The 14,159-nt window shown below is 34.1% G+C and carries 13 protein-coding genes; 6 read left to right on the top strand and 7 right to left on the bottom strand.

What is annotated here, in order from left to right:
- Positions 1-10 precede the first annotated feature (10 nt).
- The 4 genes from BUR17_RS09430 (at position 11) to BUR17_RS09415 (ending at position 6,345) form a co-directional block, all read left to right on the top strand.
- Positions 11-1,345: a trigger factor gene (locus tag BUR17_RS09430; protein ID WP_074230034.1), complete on the top strand. Its 1,335-nt coding sequence runs from the start codon at positions 11-13 to the stop codon at positions 1,343-1,345.
- Positions 1,346-1,507: 162 nt separating this feature from the next.
- A complete protein-coding gene (locus BUR17_RS09425; RefSeq protein ID WP_074230033.1) occupies positions 1,508-2,473 on the top strand; it encodes a T9SS type A sorting domain-containing protein in 966 nt (321 codons plus the stop codon).
- A 191-nt stretch (positions 2,474-2,664) separates the two neighbouring features.
- Positions 2,665-3,345: a hypothetical protein gene (locus tag BUR17_RS09420; RefSeq protein ID WP_074230032.1), complete on the top strand. Its 681-nt coding sequence runs from the start codon at positions 2,665-2,667 to the stop codon at positions 3,343-3,345.
- Between the two features lie 147 nt (positions 3,346-3,492).
- On the top strand, positions 3,493-6,345 hold the full coding sequence (locus BUR17_RS09415; RefSeq protein WP_074230031.1) for a M16 family metallopeptidase: 2,853 nt from the start codon (positions 3,493-3,495) through the stop codon (positions 6,343-6,345).
- 228 nt (positions 6,346-6,573) lie between these two features.
- Here the strand turns inward: BUR17_RS09415 and BUR17_RS09410 are convergent, their stop codons facing one another.
- Positions 6,574-7,158 carry a DUF3109 family protein gene (locus BUR17_RS09410; protein ID WP_074230276.1) on the bottom strand — a complete coding sequence of 195 codons (585 nt, stop codon included), beginning with the start codon at positions 7,156-7,158 and terminating at the stop codon, positions 6,574-6,576.
- Positions 7,159-7,168: 10 nt separating this feature from the next.
- Entirely contained in the window at positions 7,169-8,074 is a 906-nt protein-coding gene (locus tag BUR17_RS09405) for a DUF6427 family protein (protein WP_074230030.1), read from the bottom strand.
- A 42-nt stretch (positions 8,075-8,116) separates the two neighbouring features.
- Between BUR17_RS09405 and BUR17_RS09400 the strand changes: the two genes are divergently transcribed.
- Positions 8,117-8,350 carry a DUF6341 family protein gene (locus tag BUR17_RS09400; RefSeq protein WP_074230029.1) on the top strand — a complete coding sequence of 78 codons (234 nt, stop codon included), beginning with the start codon at positions 8,117-8,119 and terminating at the stop codon, positions 8,348-8,350.
- Positions 8,351-8,420: 70 nt separating this feature from the next.
- On the opposite strand, the gene BUR17_RS09395 is transcribed toward BUR17_RS09400, so the two are convergent.
- The 5 genes from BUR17_RS09395 to BUR17_RS09375 all read right to left on the bottom strand — a co-directional run bounded on the left by BUR17_RS09395 (position 8,421) and on the right by BUR17_RS09375 (position 11,911).
- Complete coding sequence (locus BUR17_RS09395) at positions 8,421-8,858, bottom strand: universal stress protein (RefSeq protein WP_074230028.1); 438 nt, start codon at positions 8,856-8,858, stop codon at positions 8,421-8,423.
- A 68-nt stretch (positions 8,859-8,926) separates the two neighbouring features.
- Positions 8,927-9,532: a fumarylacetoacetate hydrolase family protein gene (locus tag BUR17_RS09390; protein WP_074230027.1), complete on the bottom strand. Its 606-nt coding sequence runs from the start codon at positions 9,530-9,532 to the stop codon at positions 8,927-8,929.
- Between the two features lie 366 nt (positions 9,533-9,898).
- Entirely contained in the window at positions 9,899-10,297 is a 399-nt protein-coding gene (locus BUR17_RS09385; protein ID WP_074230026.1) for a putative signal transducing protein, read from the bottom strand.
- Positions 10,298-10,359: 62 nt separating this feature from the next.
- Complete coding sequence (locus tag BUR17_RS09380; protein ID WP_074230025.1) at positions 10,360-11,124, bottom strand: 3'-5' exonuclease; 765 nt, start codon at positions 11,122-11,124, stop codon at positions 10,360-10,362.
- A 73-nt stretch (positions 11,125-11,197) separates the two neighbouring features.
- Positions 11,198-11,911, bottom strand: a complete 714-nt coding sequence (locus tag BUR17_RS09375) for a CDP-alcohol phosphatidyltransferase family protein (RefSeq protein WP_074230024.1) — start codon at positions 11,909-11,911, stop codon at positions 11,198-11,200.
- A 213-nt stretch (positions 11,912-12,124) separates the two neighbouring features.
- Here BUR17_RS09375 and BUR17_RS09370 point away from each other — a divergent pair, with 213 nt between their 5' ends.
- Entirely contained in the window at positions 12,125-14,053 is a 1,929-nt protein-coding gene (locus BUR17_RS09370) for an LTA synthase family protein (protein ID WP_074230023.1), read from the top strand.
- Positions 14,054-14,159: the final 106 nt, after the last annotated feature.

Below are 14,159 nucleotides of genomic sequence, written 5' to 3'. Positions count from 1 at the left end.
TTAATCAATAATGAAGGTTACCGCAAAAAACCATGATGATGTAAGTGCATTGCTTACAGTAACATTGGAGAAATCTGACTACAAAGAAAAAGTAGAAAAGCAATTGATTAATTATGCTAAAAACGCACAGGTTCCTGGTTTCAGAAAAGGGAAAGTGCCTTTGAGTATGGTTAGAAAGCAATATGAAGCAGGGATTGCATTCGAAGAAATCAACAAACAAGTTTCTGATGCTTTAAATAACTATATCAACGAAAACAAACTAAGATTAGTTGGTCAGCCGGTTCCACAACCTGTAAATGATTTCAATCATAATGCAGAGAAGTTGGAAGTAGCTTTCGAAGTAGGTTACGAGCCTGAGTTTACGATTGACTTGGCTAAATATGAAGCTCCTCACTACAAAGTTTCGGCTTCAGATAAAGAAATCAACAAGAGCATCGAAAATATGCAGAAGCGTTTTGCTGAGCAGGTTCCTCAAGATAAGATCACTAAAGATTCTTACATCAACTTCGAGATTACTCAGGTTGTAGAAGAAGATGCAGAAGGAGAGCACAATCATGCACCAAAAATCGCTACCATTACAGCTGAAAACAAAGCAGCTTTCAAATTGCTTAAAGGTTTGAAAATGGATGAGTCTGTAAAAGTTTCTAAAGAAACTCTTGCTGCTGACGAAGATTTAGCTAAAGAATTAGGTTTCTCTAAAGAAGAAGTTGAGCATTTACACCACGCTGAAGTTGAAGTTAAAGTAAAAGATTTCTATAGCTTAAACTTGGCAGAACTTAATCAGGAATTATTCGATAAAGTTTACGGTGAAGGAAACATCAAAACTGAAGAAGAGCTTAAAGAAAAAGTAAAAACTGAATTAGACGAGTACTTCCAGCAGAATGCAGACGTACACTTTGTAAACAAAGTGTTGGAGCAAGTTTCTGAAAAAGAAGAAGTAAAACTTCCTGAGTCTTTCTTGACGAAGTGGTTGATCTTCTCTAACCAGAACATTCAGTCTGAAGAGCAGGCGCAAGCAATTCTTGAAGCTGAGAAAACTCAATTGAAATATCAGATCATCGAAGGTAAATTGATGTCTGATAACGATATTCAATTAGATTATGCTGATGTTTTGGCTCAGGCTGAACAATTAGTGAAAAATCAATTGGCAATCTACGGAATTCACCACTTAGGTGACGAAGAAATTCAAAAATATGCTGCTGAAATGTTGAAAGACCAAGAGCAGGTAAGACAAATTTCTTCTGAAGTAGCAATGGCTAAGTTGAAAGACGTTATCCTTGAAAAAGCAACGAAAAAGGAAACTGAAATCTCTCACGACGAGTTTTTAGAAGAACTTAAAAAATAATTTATTTTGATATAAATATTTGAAAACCTCCAAGAAATTGGAGGTTTTTCAGTTTATGCCAATTGATTATAATTGCTAAGGTTTTCTATTTTTGCACACTGTAAAACCTTAGTTTTGATTTTATTAATAAACTGTATCTTTAGAATCACAAAAAATATACATATGAAAAAAGGTCTACTCCTTATTAGTTATCCGTTCTCAGATTCATTTGTTATTTTTAACGGAAAAAGAAGCAGAAACTTGAGTTTCTATGCATTGTTGTTCGTATTAATGTTGTCTTCAAACGTTAAAGCGCAGGGCAGTTTTATCACTTTGCCCGGTCTTAGTGGTGAAGATGGGGCTTTTCTGGGACCCTATTCAAATGTTCCAAGAAGATTTCAGATGCTTATTGCTCATGCTCCAATTTCTTTAATGACCAACAAATATATTAGCTCGATTTCGTTCAGGCTTCAGGATTCTCATACGAATTCCTGGCCGATTTCTGATACTACATTTGGCAGCTATGAGATTTATCTCAGCAAAGGAGTGACTCCTCCCAATATGCAAATGAACTTTGCAGCCAATATTACCGGGAATCAGACTATGGTGAAATCGGGCAGTCTTACGATCCCTGCAGGCTCTGTTCCTGGCGGAAACAGCAGCAATCCTTACGCTTATACCTTCATATTCGATACCCCTTATCTTTATACGGGCGGAAATCTTGTTATAGAAATACGCCATACAGGGAGTAATAGTTCTACTTCGGTTCCTTCAAAGGCTATTTATACCAATTCCACAGCTTATGGAACCTATTTGTCTGCATGTTGGGAGCTGAATACTGGCATCACAGTGGCTAATTTTTCTTATATCAAAATAAATGCAGTAGAAAGCTTGGGTGTAAAATCTGTGACGATTGATAATGGTACGTCAGTTTATCCCAACCCTGTAAAAGATATTCTTTATGTAAAATCTCCTGAAGAAATTGATGAGTTTCATGTATTCGATCTTGCAGGTCGTAAAGTTTTTTCACAGAAAAACAGCTCAAAGCTATCGCAACTTAATGTGTCATCGCTGTCAAAGGGAAATTATATTTTACAACTAATCCATAAAGATGGAAACTCAACCTCTACAAAATTTATTAAAGATTAAAAGCTGAAGGTAGGCTCTTGCAATAATTGCTGGTTTCATTTCTCAAAAGAATTTTTTTCGAAATATTAAAGATGTTTCGGAGGTTTAATGTATATCCTATAATATGATTATCTTTACCACTCCTAATTTAACAATGAAACCGAAAGAAATAATGAGGTTTCACAAGCTTTTTAAACAATAAATATTTCAATATGAAAAAGATCATCATTCCGTTTTTCTGTGCAGCATTGTTTACCACTACTGTAAATGCGCAGACAAAAACGGCTATTACTGCACCGGTAGTAAAATCTCAAGTTTCTCCTCAGTTGGTTATCGATAGCTACCTGAATGCATTGGGTGGAAAAAGTAAACTGGAGGCTGTAAAAACAACGATTACAGAAAACACAATGTCTCTTCAGGGAATGGAAATTGCCATGAATACTAAAAAAATGGGTAATAAATTCAAATCTGTACAGTCAGTAATGGGACAAGAAGTTACACAGATGTTTGATGGGGAAAAAGGATACATCAATCAAATGGGGAACAAAAGCGACTTTCCTGCAACAGCAATTCCTGAATTGAAAAAAGGAAAAACCATCGATGCTTTAGGATATGATGCAGCTAATTTCAGCGGAGTTACCGTAGAAAAACTAGACGGTAAAGATTACAATGTATTGACTTCAGATAAAGGGAAATTCTATTTTGATGTCGCTACAGGTCTTTTATATAAATCAAATACAGAAATGGGGGATGCGGTAATAAAATCTTACCTTACTGTTGATGGAATTAAATTTCCGGGAGATATAGAAGCTGAAGGAAATGGGCAAAAAGTAGTTATTAAAACGACAAAAGTTACCATCAACTCTGGAGTTACTGATGCAGATTTTAAGTAATTGTTATTAATTATATATTTTAAACCGGCTTTTGCCGGTTTTTTTGTTTTTTAAACTTTAACGCAAGTTTAACTAAAAAATTAGAGATTAAATTTCTTCATACTGGGATTAATTTTTAAATTTATCTGAAATTAAAAATCAAATTGTATGAAAAAAATTTTATCGTCAGTAGCGGCAATAGTTTTAATGTCGTCTATGGCTTTTGCGCAGAATATCCCGATGGATCCTTCTGTAAGAACCGGTACTCTTCCAAACGGAATGAAGTACTACATCAAAAAAAACACTTTACCTGAGAAAAAAGTAGATTTCAGATTGGCAATCAACGCCGGATCTATTCTTGAAGATGAAAACCAGAGAGGTCTTGCTCACTTTATGGAGCATATGAACTTCAACGGGACAAAAAACTTTCCAGACAACAAATTAGTAGACTTTCTACAGTCGATCGGAGTGAAGTTCGGTCAACACCTTAATGCTTACACAAGTTTTGATGAAACTGTTTATATGCTTCCCGTTCCTTTAGACAAACCGGGGAATTTGGATTCTGGTTTGAAAGTAATGGAAGATTGGGCTTTCAATGCGACATTAACCGATGAGCAAATCAACAAAGAAAGAGGAGTTGTTTTAGAAGAATTAAGATTAGGTTTAGGAGCAGACAAAAGAATGTCTGATAAATATTTACCAAAGCTTCTTTACAATTCTCAATATGCCAACCGACTTCCTATCGGTAAAAAAGAAGTTCTGGAAAACTTTAAGCCTGAAGTGATAAGACAGTTTCATAAAGACTGGTACCGACCGGATCTGATGGCAATTGTTGTAGTAGGAGACATTAATGTAGATGAGGTAGAAAAGAAAATTAAAACTAATTTCAGCAAATACAAAAATCCTTCTAAGCCGAGAGAAAGAAAAACTTTTGATCTTCCAAATCATAAAGAAACTTTAGTGGCAATAGAAACTGATCCGGATGCGACTAATTCTATGGTTCAGTTCATCATGAAGGATGTAGATTCTTATACACCGGATGTTACTGTTCAACAATACAATCAAAGTTTGGTTGAAAACTTAGCAACGCAAATGCTGAACAACAGATTAAGAGAATTGGTGAATTCTAATAATCCACCATTTACTTTTGGATCTGTTTATCACGGCGGAACGTATGCAAGAACTAAGGAAGCTTTCCAGGGATTTGCGATGGTAAAAGAAGGAAATCAAATTAATGCTTTAAAAGTACTTTTAGAAGAAACTGAAAGAGCAAAAAGATTTGGTTTCACACAAAGTGAATTAGACAGAGCAAAATCTCAGATCATGTCTAATATGGAAAGATCTTACAACAACCGCGACAAAACGGAAAGTGATATGTTGGTAGACGAATATGTAAGAAACTTCCTGGAGCAGGAACCAATGCCGGGAATTGCCTGGGAATATGAAGATGTAAAAGGCTTCTTACCATCTGTAACATTGGCTCAAACCAATGACATCATCAAAAAAATGGTAAAAGAAGATAGCAGAGTAATCGTAATTACAGGTCCTAAAAAGGATAATGTGACAATGCCTACAGAAGCTTTGGTTCTAAAAACTTTTGACGATGTAAAAATGGCTGATCTTAAACCTTACGAAGAAAAGGCTACCATTAAAAACTTAGTAAAACCATTCAAGTCTGAAGGTAAAATTGCTAAAACAGAATCTGATGCAAAATTAGGAACCACAACTTGGACGCTAAGCAACGGTGCAAAAGTTACCTTCAAAAAAACCGACTTTAAAGACGATGAGATCGTTTTCTCAGCAAGAAGTTTAGGCGGAAACTCATTATTGAATGATGCAGATTACAATAAAACTCAGTTCGCTTATCAGGCTTTAACCGAAGCTGGAGTAAGCGGTGCTTCAAAAGCAGATCTTACCAATTATTTGGCAGGAAAACAGGTGAGTGTAAATCCTTACATCAGCAGTACTTTGGAGGGGATTTCAGGAAGAACCAATCAGAAAGATTTAGGTACCGCAATGGAGCTTGTTTATGCTTATTTTACAAGTTTAAATTACAGTCCTGAAGCATTCAATGCTTACAAGGTAAAGCAGTCTGCAATGCTCGATAATTTGCTTTCAAATCCTCAGTTCTATTTTTCAAGTGAACATGCTAAGTTTACTAATCAGAAAAACCCGAGATTCATCGGAATTATTCCAATGGAAAAAGACTGGGCAGCGACAGATTACAAAAAAGCATATGATGTTTACAAAGAGAAATTTGCCAATGCAGGAAACTTCCACTTCTATTTTGTAGGAAATATTGATGAAGCTAAATTTAAAAATGAAGTTTTACAATATATCGCAAGTCTACCAACTACAGGAAAAGCTACCAATTTTAAAGACACAGGATATAGAGGAATCACCGGAGATTATACCAAAGTCTATAAAAAAGGTAAAGATCCGAAGAGCATGGTTCAGATTGTTTATTCAGGTGAAGCTCCTTATAACGAGAAAGAAGCTTTGGCACTTTCAGCATTAGGTGAAGTGGCAACCATCAAAGTTATTGAAAAACTAAGAGAAGACGAAAGCGGAATCTACGGTGGTGGAGCAAGAGGTTATATGGGAAAAGTTCCTTACAGCAGCTATAGCTTTAGCTTAAGTTTCCCTTGTGGACCTGAAAATGCAGATAAACTGACGAAAAGTGCAATTGCAGAACTTCAAAAACTAATTGATAAAGGTCCTGAACAAAAAGATCTTGATAAGTACAAAGAAGGGGAGATGAATGATTATAAAACAGACATCAAAGACAATAATTATTGGATGAATGCTATTTCTAAAAATCAATTAGACGGAAGCGATAAGTACGAAATCTTAAATTATCAGGAAAAAGTAAAAGCATTGACTGTAAAAGATTTGCAAGATGTTGCTAAAAAATATCTTTCAAAAAACAGAATTGTAGCTACTTTAATGCCTGAAGACGGTTGGGAAAATGCCCCTAAAAAGGAAACTTCTGGAGCAGTAAAAGCTACCGTAGTAAAATAATCTTAGTCGATTACATATAATGAAAACCACCGCAGAAATTTTTCTGCGGTGGTTTGTTTTTTTTAAGAATAATGCTAAAGTGTTTTGTGATAATTTCATTTCATTAATAGAATTTCATCCTATTCTTTGCTAAATCGTCCCTTCGGGACTTTCAATCAGAGAGAAACATAATAATGATAACAAAATCATTTATTTTTCAACTATCAACTATCAACTATCAACTATCAACTATTTCCCATACTCTTTCTTCCACTCTTCAGCAACATCGCTCAATGTATCATAAAAATCTTCACCATATTTTCTGGTAAGCGGAGTTTTAAGAAATTTATAAACCGGAACCTGAAGTTCTTTTCCTAAAGTACAGGCGTCGCTGCAAACACTCCACTCATGATAATTTAAAGCTGAAAATGTAGAATAGTCGGTAACTCTGATCGGGTAGAGGTGACAAGAAATCGGTTTCTGCCAATCTACAGCCCCATCTTCGTAAGCTTTTTCGATGCCACATTTTGTAACGCCTCTTTCATCAAAAGTTACATAAGCACATTCTGCATCTTCAATCATCGGAGTCACATACATTCCGTCTGTAGGATCGGTTGTCCATGTTCCTTGCTCGTCGAGTGCTTTAATTCCGGCTTCTGTAAGATAAGGCTTTATTTTATCATAAATATTATCTAAAATCACAAGCTCGTCTTTATCTAAAGGAGCGCCTACATCACCTTCTACACAACATGCACCTTTACATTTGGTAAGGTTACAAACAAATTCTTCAGAAAAAATATCTTCAGAAATTAATTTATCGTCTATTTGAATCATAATCTTTTTTTTAAAATAAATTAAAGTGAGTTCCTGCTTTAAAAGCAATTAAACTTACAATGGTTAACCAAACACTTGTTTCCTGCATCCAGTATTTAGGTAAGAATTTCATCATACGGCTTAAAATAATCGTTGATGGAAAAGCCAGAAGTAATAAATATTCGTAGTTCTTATTCATATAAAGAACGATGCTTATAAGCTGAGCTAAAGAAAAAACAAGTAAAAAAGTATATTTATATCGGCTTACAGGGCTTTTCTTATTATAATGGGTAAAGTGGTCATATATTGCGTAGATCAGCAGTAGAGCAATTGGAATCAGCGAAAATAAATCTGTGTAATCCGTCATCATTTCCATTTTCCCGAAAGGAATGTAATCGGTATTCCAGGAATTGAACTGAAGGAAAAACATCACCGAAAAATAACTCAGTCCAATCATGATAATTCCCAGCAGAAATCTGAAAATATTTAAACCGACTCTTTCTGAAGTAACAATCAAATGAATCAATACAAAGATCATCATTGGCCATGTTGTTGGCAAAAATATAAAGTTGAGCGCAACAATAGAACCAACTAAAACGTATGATTTTTTTCTTACATCTTCATTGGTACTCGTTAAAAGCAGCAAAAGAAAAGAATTGGTAAGAATGGCGACTGCAATTCCGAGGTCGATATTACCATCGTAAAGTCCGAAAATAAAAAATGTGTAGAGGAATAATGGTAAATGAGTGTGATAATTAAGATCAATGGCGTTGAAACAGAAATATCCCAATGCAATTCCTACAAAAGTAATTCCTGCAATAATTCCTTCGTAAGTATTGAAATTCAGTATGTTAAATAGTATTACTATTAGAAGCAGAAAACCAATGTACACAGGAATTGAAAAAATATTGCTTTCTTTTGAAAGTAATCTAAACATTTTTTATAAATTTGTGCAAAGTTAATTTAAAAAAGGAAAATAATGACGTCTTTCTTTCTATTCTTAAGTGATGCATTCAAATGGGCATTTGGTTTCTACGATATTTTTGGAAACGTTTTAAACTGGATTTTGTTCGCAGTATGTTGCGTACTATTCACGTATTGGTGCTACGTTTTGGTGGTAACTCTTGGTGGAGACAAAGACAAAGAATATTATTCTCCTACAGAAGGGAAACACCCTTACTACGATCCTGCGATCTATAAAAAAGAAGGTTAATTAATTGGTTATATAGAAAAAGACCGGTCAAAATTTTTGATCGGTCTTTTTTATTTTTTTAGTTGAAAAACTATTCATGAATTGGAAGAACCAACACCGGAATTTTCGAGCTTTTCGTTAATCCTTTGGTTAAACTTCCTACAAACACATCGTAAATACCACTTCTTCCGTGAGAACCCATTACAATGTAACTCGCATTTTTAAGATCAGAATATTCCAGAATAATATCTTTTGCGATACCTTGTTTCAGAATATGTTCGCAATCTACATCCTGAGCGAGAATTCTTTGGTTAATTTTATTTAAAAGAACCAGTTCTTCTCTGATTTCATTTTCTTCCACTTCCGGAAAATACTGGTATCCCATATCTCCGATTGCAAAACCAATATCTGTTGGCGCAACATGAATAAGGCAAATCTTTCCGTTTACTTCTTTGGCAAATTTTACGGCGCCATCAACAAGCTGATCTGTTTTCTCTCCAAAATCTACAGGTAAAATAATGTTTATCATAAGTTTGAATTTGTAATTTAAGTCTTATTAAAGATATGAAAAAAACAGACCAATCTCAAATGATATTGTTACATAATTCTTATATCCAAGATTTTTTCGTCTTCGAGATAAGCTTCCAAAACGTCATTTTCAGATACTTTTCCTACACCTTCCGGAGTTCCTGTAAAAATCAAATCACCCACTCTCAATGTAAAATATTGTGAAACAAAAGCAATGATATCATCAATACTGAAAATCATGTCTTTTGAATTACCTTTTTGAACTTTTTCTTTGTTTTTGAGAAGCGAAAAATTCAATGATTCAAGATTATAATTTTCTTTTTTAAAGAAATTGCTCACCACTGCAGAACCATCAAAACCTTTTGCCAGTTCCCACGGAAGACCTTTAGATTTTAGGTCACTTTGAAGGTCTCTCGCAGTAAAATCGATTCCCAAACCAATCTCTTCGTAATGTTTATTGGCGGTTTCTTTTTGGATGTATTTTCCGCCTTTTGATATCTTTACCACCACTTCCAATTCGTAATGTACATCGTTGGAGAATTCAGGGATGTAAAAATCATTTCCTTTTAAAACCGCGGTGTCGGGTTTCATAAAAATCACAGGTTGATCGGGAATAGCATTTCCCAGTTCTTTTGCGTGTTCGCTGTAATTTCTTCCTATGCAGATTATCTTCATAATTTATTTTTCAGTGTGATGAGCGAAGCGAAAAAACAATCTCAGAATCACTCATTTTTATTTATTAGTAGTATTTTTTAAGGAGCTTTTTCCCGCTTTCCGCTGTATCTTTTGTTCCGCTGCGCTGCACAAAAGGATGTCGCTGCAATCGGGGCTAATAAAATTGTTGTGTTGAAAACCACCCCGTCAAAAATTTCTTTGAAATTTTTGCCACCCCTCCAAAGGAGGGGAATTCCGCGTGTCATTTCAAATGTATCATTGCGAAAAGTGGAATTAGCTTGTGCTAAGTTGATTGAAGCAAAACAATCTCAAAATTTATTCTCAATCATGTCAACTTCCATCACCCAACATCCCGCTTCAAACATATTAATGCGTAAACTCATTCTCACAATAGTAACACACATATCTATCACTCGAAAGCAAAGAAATTCCAAAAAAGCTCGTCGATCTGTCGTCTTTGTAGATGTGATTTGAACCACATTTAGGGCAGACAAAATCAAACTTCGGGTGTTCAATCGTATGCTCTACTTCAAGGGCAAACTTTTCGTTTTCTTTATAATCAGCTAAGATTTTTTCGGCGCTTTCAAAATCATCTTCAAAAACCTGTAACTGAATTCCACCAACAGCTTGTGAAAGCAGCCAGTCTGATTGTATCAGTTGTTCGTTTGCAATAAAACTGTTGATGTTGCTCTCGGCAAGAATCTGCTTGTCTCGATTGGCTTCAAGTGCAGTTTCGTAAAATTTAAACTTAACTAAGTTGCTCATCCTTTTTTAATTTTTTATAACTCAATTTTCATACCTTATAGAAAATTAAAAGATTATTAAACTTAAAATTTACTTGAAAGCTGAATTTTAGTAAAAACTTTCTTGGTATACAAAGGGAAATCAGCGTTTTGCAACCATCCGAAATATCCCAGATCTTTTTGGAAAACTTCTTTTACAACTTGACCTTTGTATTTTCCGAAAGCAAAAATTTCCTGATCTTTTGCATTGTAATGAATCATTCCTGCTAAATCTGCAAATTTATTCTGAGTAGAAAACTCACTGAGTTCGGCAACTTCATTAGGAAGATCATCATATTTTCCAACTTGTGCGTCCAAAACTTCGAACGTTGCCAAAACATCAGCTTCCGCAGAATGGGCGTTTTCTAAAGTTTTTCCACAGTAAAACTGATAAGCAGCACCCAAATTTCTTGGTTCTTTTTTATGGAAAATAGTTTGTGCATCGACTAATTTGAATTTGTTTAAGTCAAAATCAAATTCTGCACGAAGTAATTCTTCAGCCAACAAAGGAACATCGAAACGGTTCGAGTTAAAACCTCCCAAATCAGATCCGGAAATCATCTCAACAATTTTTGGGGCAATTTCTTTGAAAGTTGGTGCGTCTTTGATGTCTTCATCATAAATTCCGTGGATCTCACTTGACGAAACAGGGATCGGCATTTCAGGATTTACTCTCCATGTTTTGCTTTCTCTTGAAGAATCGGGATTTACTTTTAAAATACAAATTTCAACAATTCGGTCTTTACCAACGTTGGTTCCTGTTGTTTCAAGATCAAATACACAAAGTGGTTTATGCAGTTTTAAGTTCATTTTTTATAATTTGAGAATGTATTAATTTGAGAATGAGATCTGGATAAACTTCCAGCTTCCAACATCCAGCTTCTTAATTCAGCTGTTTTTGAAATATAATTGAAATAAAAATATAATAAAGAATAACCATCGGGATTCCGACAATTTTAAATATCGCTAAAATAAGAATTGAGCCAATTAATAAAGCTAATTTCGGATAATTATCCTGTAGTTTCATCGATTTGAATTTCATGGCAATCATTTTAATAGGACTGATAAGGATCCAAGAAGAAATTACAGTGAAGATCAATAAAAATAATGCATTTTCAAGAAGGAAACTAAAGCTTTGGGTTTCTTTGAAAGCATAAAATAATCCAAAAATCAAAATCGTATTTGAAGGAGTATTTAAACCTTTAAAATAATATTTCTGCTCTTCGTCAAGGTTAAAAATTGCTAATCTCAAACAAGAGAAAAGCGTTATTAAAAATCCAAAATATTTAATTTCAAAAGGAAGCTGTAATCCGAAAAGTTCATTTCCGAACGGTTCCAACATTTTAAACATCGTCAATCCCGGGATAAAACCGAAACTTACCATATCTGCCAAAGAATCTAGCTGGGTTCCCAAATTCGAATTGGCTTTTAAGGCTCTTGCCACAAAACCATCGAAAAAATCTAAAATCAACGATAGAATGATACAAATCGCAGTTGTTTGGTAATCACCTAAAATCAAATGTACAGCACCAACGCAACCCGAAAAAAGGTTGCCCAGTGTAATGGCGTTTGCCAGATTGTTCTTAATGAAATTCATAGAAGCAAAATTACATTTTTTAAAAATTTTAACCTTAATTAATGTCAACTAAAAATTACAATCCTATGAAATCGCTATAACTAACAGTGAAATATAAGTTAGTATATATTGGCGATTGCATATGACCTTTAAAAAAAATAAATATCTACATATGAATTTAATGTAATTTTGCAACCGATAAATAATCGACTTTAAAAACAATACTATTTAAAAATGAAATTTTTCAAAGAATTCAGAAAAGAAGAGATTCTTGTTTTGTGTTACAGGCTTTTTTTGGCTTTCGTTTTTTATCAGATCGCGAGACTTTTGTTTTGGTTTTTCAATAAAGATTTAATAAAAGTAGATAGCGTTGCAGATTATCTGAACTTGGCTTATCATGGGATTGCGTTTGATCTTACAGCGATTTTATATGTGAATGCTCTGTTTATTTTTTTAAGCCTCGTTCCGATTGTAATCAATACAAAAAGTGGGTATCAGAAATTCCTGATCTGGCTTTATTTTATCACCAATGGAATTGCGTATGCAATGAATTTCGGAGATTTTATTTACTATAAATTTTCCCAGGCAAGGCTTACTTCTGCTGCTTTTCAGGTAGCAAAACATGAGACGAATATTTTAAAAGTATTCACCACTTCTATTACAGAGCATCCTTTTGTGATTATTTGGTTTGTGTTTTTAATGGCTGCATGGGTTTTTCTGTATAAAAGATTTAAAATTAATTATAAAAAACCGGTAAAGCTCATTCCTTATTTTATTTGGTCTGTGGTGACTTTGTGTATTTCTGCGGTATTAATTGTTGGCGGAATAAGAGGAGATTTCAAACACAGCACAAGACCAATTAATTTGGTTGATGCGAATAAATTTGTAAAAACTCCGCTTCAGGGAAATTTGGTTTTGAACTCTACTTTTTCGTTTTTCAGAACCATGGGAACGAATAATTTTAAAGAAGTTCAGTTTGTCGATCAGAAATTTATTGATGAAAATATCAATACCTATAAAACATACGACAGACAGGTTCAGGATAAACCAAACATTGTAATTTTTATTGTGGAATCTTTCGGCAGAGAATATTCGGGAGCTTTTAATAAAGATAAAAATATTAAAGATTATGTTTCTTACACGCCATTTATAGACAGTTTGGCAAATGAAAGTCTTATTTTTCCGAATACTTTTGCCAACGGAAGACAATCTATTCATGGGATGAGCAGTATTTTGGCAGGAATTCCTAGTTTGATGGATGCTTTTACAAGTTCGCCTTATTCTAATCAGAAAATCCAGTCGATAGTTTCGGTTTGTAATGATATGGGGTACGATACATCATTTTATCACGGTGCTCCGAATGGTTCGATGGGATTTTTAGGTTTTGGAAATATTCTTGGTTTTAAACATTATTTCGGAAAAGACGAATACAATCACAATGAAGATTTTGATGGAATGTGGGCAATCTGGGATGAACCGTTTTTACAGTATTTTGCTAAAAATGTAGGGAAAACAAAACCTTTTATGGCAACTGTTTTTACAGCATCGTCACATCACCCGTTTAAAATCCCTGCAAAATATAATGGGAAATTTAAGAAAGGGAACATTGAAATGCATGAACCGATGCAGTACACCGATTATGCGATTAAAGAATATTTTGAAACTGCCAAAAAACAACCTTGGTTTAAAAATACCATTTTTGTCTTTACAGGAGATCATACCAATCAGGTCTATTATTCTGAATACGAAAAAGCGATGAACCGTTTTGCTGTTCCGTTGATTTTCTATTCTCCAAATCCGGCCTATCAGTTGAAAGGAGTGAATGATGAATTGGCACAGCAAATAGATATTTATCCTACTTTGGCAGATTTAATCGGATATAATAAAAAGATAAGAAGCTGGGGGAGAAGTTTGGTTAGCGAAAAAAAATACCAACCTTTGATTGTTAACTCAGACGGAACTTCGGAGCAGTTTATCTATGGAAATTATATTTACAGATTTGATGGTAAAAACATTATCGGAATTTATGATAAAAGTGATTTAGGTTTTGAAAACAATCTGAATGATAAAATAAAATCTCCCGAAACCGAAAAAGGAAAACAAATGGCAAAAGCATGGTATCAGGATTATATGAGCCGCGTAATCAATAGAAAATTGAATTAATTTTTTATTTGTTTAATTTTAAAAAATGCTCTTTCTGTTGTTATATATGCAAAGGATAATAAAAATGTTGGTGTGTTTAAAATTTATGTCTATTTTTAACTAATTA

The organism is Chryseobacterium scophthalmum (assembly GCF_900143185.1).
GTDB classification, from domain to species: domain Bacteria; phylum Bacteroidota; class Bacteroidia; order Flavobacteriales; family Weeksellaceae; genus Chryseobacterium; species Chryseobacterium scophthalmum.
The sequence above is the reverse complement of the archived record's forward strand: the minus strand, read 5'-3'. Positions and strand labels throughout refer to the sequence as shown.

Bases quoted from the DNA above. Each gene is read 5' to 3' on its own strand.
- BUR17_RS09430 (WP_074230034.1), top strand. From the start codon at position 11: ATGAAGGTTACCGCAAAAAACCATGATGATGTAAGTGCATTGCTTACA.
- BUR17_RS09425 (WP_074230033.1), top strand. From the start codon at position 1,508: ATGAAAAAAGGTCTACTCCTTATTAGTTATCCGTTCTCAGATTCATTT.
- BUR17_RS09420 (WP_074230032.1), top strand. From the start codon at position 2,665: ATGAAAAAGATCATCATTCCGTTTTTCTGTGCAGCATTGTTTACCACT.
- BUR17_RS09415 (WP_074230031.1), top strand. From the start codon at position 3,493: ATGAAAAAAATTTTATCGTCAGTAGCGGCAATAGTTTTAATGTCGTCT.
- BUR17_RS09410 (WP_074230276.1), bottom strand. From the start codon at position 7,158: ATGATTCAAATAGACGATAAATTAATTTCTGAAGATATTTTTTCTGAA.
- BUR17_RS09405 (WP_074230030.1), bottom strand. From the start codon at position 8,074: ATGTTTAGATTACTTTCAAAAGAAAGCAATATTTTTTCAATTCCTGTG.
- BUR17_RS09400 (WP_074230029.1), top strand. From the start codon at position 8,117: ATGACGTCTTTCTTTCTATTCTTAAGTGATGCATTCAAATGGGCATTT.
- BUR17_RS09395 (WP_074230028.1), bottom strand. From the start codon at position 8,858: ATGATAAACATTATTTTACCTGTAGATTTTGGAGAGAAAACAGATCAG.
- BUR17_RS09390 (WP_074230027.1), bottom strand. From the start codon at position 9,532: ATGAAGATAATCTGCATAGGAAGAAATTACAGCGAACACGCAAAAGAA.
- BUR17_RS09385 (WP_074230026.1), bottom strand. From the start codon at position 10,297: ATGAGCAACTTAGTTAAGTTTAAATTTTACGAAACTGCACTTGAAGCC.
- BUR17_RS09380 (WP_074230025.1), bottom strand. From the start codon at position 11,124: ATGAACTTAAAACTGCATAAACCACTTTGTGTATTTGATCTTGAAACA.
- BUR17_RS09375 (WP_074230024.1), bottom strand. From the start codon at position 11,911: ATGAATTTCATTAAGAACAATCTGGCAAACGCCATTACACTGGGCAAC.
- BUR17_RS09370 (WP_074230023.1), top strand. From the start codon at position 12,125: ATGAAATTTTTCAAAGAATTCAGAAAAGAAGAGATTCTTGTTTTGTGT.